This window comes from Treponema endosymbiont of Eucomonympha sp. (assembly GCF_001028545.1).
The window spans coordinates 1-2,431 of sequence record NZ_BBPW01000111.1 but is presented as its reverse complement, the minus strand read 5'-3'; the positions used below and the strand labels follow the sequence as shown (position 1 = coordinate 2,431).

At 58.5% G+C, this 2,431-nt stretch carries 4 protein-coding genes and 1 pseudogene; 3 read left to right on the top strand and 2 right to left on the bottom strand.

What is annotated here, in order from left to right; translation table 11 throughout:
- Positions 1–5: 5 nt before the first annotated feature.
- Positions 6–158 (top strand): transposase, encoded by a 153-nt coding sequence (locus AWU74_RS10395; protein ID WP_438816356.1) that lies wholly within the window; start codon positions 6–8, stop codon positions 156–158.
- Between the two features lie 20 nt (positions 159–178).
- Here AWU74_RS10395 and AWU74_RS11625 read toward each other — a convergent pair whose 3' ends face one another.
- Positions 179–319 (bottom strand): hypothetical protein, encoded by a 141-nt coding sequence (locus AWU74_RS11625; RefSeq protein ID WP_187150854.1) that lies wholly within the window; start codon positions 317–319, stop codon positions 179–181.
- A gap of 79 nt (positions 320–398) precedes the next feature.
- Between AWU74_RS11625 and AWU74_RS05035 the strand changes: the two genes are divergently transcribed.
- Both AWU74_RS05035 and AWU74_RS12695 read left to right on the top strand, forming a co-directional pair.
- Positions 399–1,169 carry a putative ABC transporter permease gene (locus tag AWU74_RS05035; protein ID WP_062328260.1) on the top strand — a complete coding sequence of 257 codons (771 nt, stop codon included), beginning with the start codon at positions 399–401 and terminating at the stop codon, positions 1,167–1,169.
- A gap of 612 nt (positions 1,170–1,781) precedes the next feature.
- Positions 1,782–2,201, top strand: coding sequence for a nicotinate-nucleotide--dimethylbenzimidazole phosphoribosyltransferase (locus tag AWU74_RS12695; protein ID WP_162504848.1), 420 nt, complete (start codon positions 1,782–1,784; stop codon positions 2,199–2,201).
- A 14-nt stretch (positions 2,202–2,215) separates the two neighbouring features.
- Here the strand turns inward: AWU74_RS12695 and AWU74_RS12690 are convergent.
- Positions 2,216–2,431 (bottom strand): annotated as a pseudogene (locus tag AWU74_RS12690) (transposase); the annotation flags it as partial.

The window sequence follows — 2,431 nt, the reverse complement described above, 5'->3', positions numbered from 1 at the left end:
ATGAACTGTATCGGGCGCGGCACGTCATTGAAAACGTCTTCCGCGCCCTCAAGCGCTGGCGGGGAATTGCTACGCGCTATGCAAAGCTCACCGCTTCCTTCATCGCCGCCATTCATGTCAGGTGTTTATTCCTCTACCTTCCAGTCCACGCTACCTAGGCAGTGTGCATAAACGCTTTTCATGCAAGCTTTTCCGTCCCGTCGGTTCCCGCCTCGCGCACTGTCACGCTGCGAAGAGAGGCGAGCGCGTGAAACGCCTCCGCGTTGTCCGTCAGACGGACGGCAGCGCAAAGGTTCGCCGCACTGAATACGCAACGCACGCGGACGCGGCATATCAGTTTGCCGCACTCCTAAAATATGCGCTATAGTTGTATGCGTGAGACGATATAAGAGGGTCGTATGGGCGCAATGATTCCGGAAAAACTCCTGCACTATATCTTGTACTTCGGCAGTATGGCGTTTATCGGGTGGATTATCGAAGTCGTCTACCGTTCCTGCAAAGAAAAACGCTTGGTGAACGCCGGATTCCTGTCCGGTCCGGTCGTGCCGATTTACGGCTTCGGCGCAGTGATTATCACCGCCGTCAACACCGAAGCCCGCTCGCTGCCGCCGGTTCCGGCGTGGCTTATCACGCTGCTTTCGCCCACCGCGCTGGAATACGCCGGCTCGTGGTTCACGGAGCGGATATTCGGCGTTACGCTGTGGGACTACCGCGGCGAGCGTTTCAACGTGCGCGGGCGGATATGCCTGCGGTTTTCCGTCTATTGGGCGTGCTGCGCGGCGCTCTTGGTGCTGGTCATTCAGCCCGCCGTATTCACCCGCATAAAAGCGCTCGGTCCGTACCTTTCCCACTTTGCCGCCGGAGCGTTTTTCGCCTATATCGTGGCGGACGCGGCGCATTCGGTGTGTGCGCTGTTCAACTTCAAAACCTTCCAAGCGGACGTTGCGGCGCTGCTGGCAAAGGGGCGGCAGTTCCGTCCGGCGTTCGGCTTCAGCGAGGGCGCGCGCGGCAAAAAACCGAAGCTGCCCGCTGAAATCCGCCGCGTCATAAAGCCGCTTGCCGCGTTTCCTTCCCTCAGGAAAGGCTTCCGGAGTGACTTGCCGGCGTTCCCTGACTGGATACGGAATCGGCTGGAGAAGCGGCTCTGGAACGACAAAAAGAAGCACTGAGGCGGCGTCCGTTTCGATGTTCGTCAGCTTTTTATTTATGCGCACAAAGACTGCTGTGGTTTTGCCCCGCAAGCATAAGAACAGCGTGTGCATTCCCGTCTCCGTGCCGGAGGGGGAGTTAAAACGGTTCTGAAATATATCAGTGCGGCGAGTATCGCCGCGCTTTCTCTCGCGGTTTATTCCGGCGTAAACAGACTGCTGTCTGTTGCTTCCGACGGGCGGCAAGTGTCCCGCAGCGCCGAAGACTACTCGTACATGCGGAACAGTAACGGGAGCTTCCGCACAAGCTTTAGCCTCTCGCCCGTGTCGGGTTTTGAAACCTGCCCGCCAAGCGTCTCCTTTGGTGCGCACCAAACGTCTCGCTTCATGCCCGTGTTTCACCTTACTCGCGCTCCGCACGGATAAGGGTCGAGTTCCTTCAAGGAATTCGGTCGTTGCCTACGGGCAACGCCGCGTTGCGCGGTTCAGCCGTCCCGCATACACTCTGTTCCCGTCGGCAAGGAGGAACGAATGAACGCTATCGAAGCGCGCATGCAGGCGCATTTGGACGCGCTGCCCAAGCCGCGGGTAGCCTCGGCAAGCTGGAAGCGTACTGCCTGAAAATGGGCGCGGATACAGGGCAAAGCGCCGCCGGAAAGGGGTGTATTTGCGGGCGACCACGGAATCGCGGCGAAAGGCGTGTCGCTGTACCCGCAGGAAGTGTTGCGCCAAATGACGCTGAACAAGCTGGCAGGCGACGCTGGAGCGAAGCAGACGGCTTGCCGAAGGCGCCGAGAGCGCGGCTATGACCTTGCGGCAACCGACGATTTGGGAACCGACAACACAAACACGGAGGTGGCGCTCATTGCCGCAGGATTCGACGCGAGAGATATGGTTGACCGAGGCACCGTAATCGCCGACGAAATGCTGGAGCACAAGCGGTGGGTCGTCGCGGAAACCGCACGGACGAGGGAGGCGATACTGGAGCAGGTCGGCTCTTGCGATTTTGCCATGATGACCGGCTTCATGCAGGTAGTGTGGACTGGAAGATAGAGGAATAAACACCTGACATGAATGGCGGCGATGAAGGAAGCGGTGAGCTTTGCATAGCGCGTAGCAATTCCGCGCCAGCGCTTGAGGGCACGGAAGACGTTTTCAATGACGTGCCGCGCCCGATACAGTTCATGACTGTACGCTCTCTGCTCTTTCCGGCTTTTAACCGGAGGGATGACGGCTGTTATATCCGCTTCCTTAAGCATATCGAGAAGTTTGTTCGTGTCATA

What these genes read in the sequence shown, in the direction of transcription:
- AWU74_RS05035 (WP_062328260.1), top strand. Translation starts at nt 399, where the DNA reads ATGGGCGCAATGATTCCGGAAAAACTCCTGCACTATATCTTGTACTTC.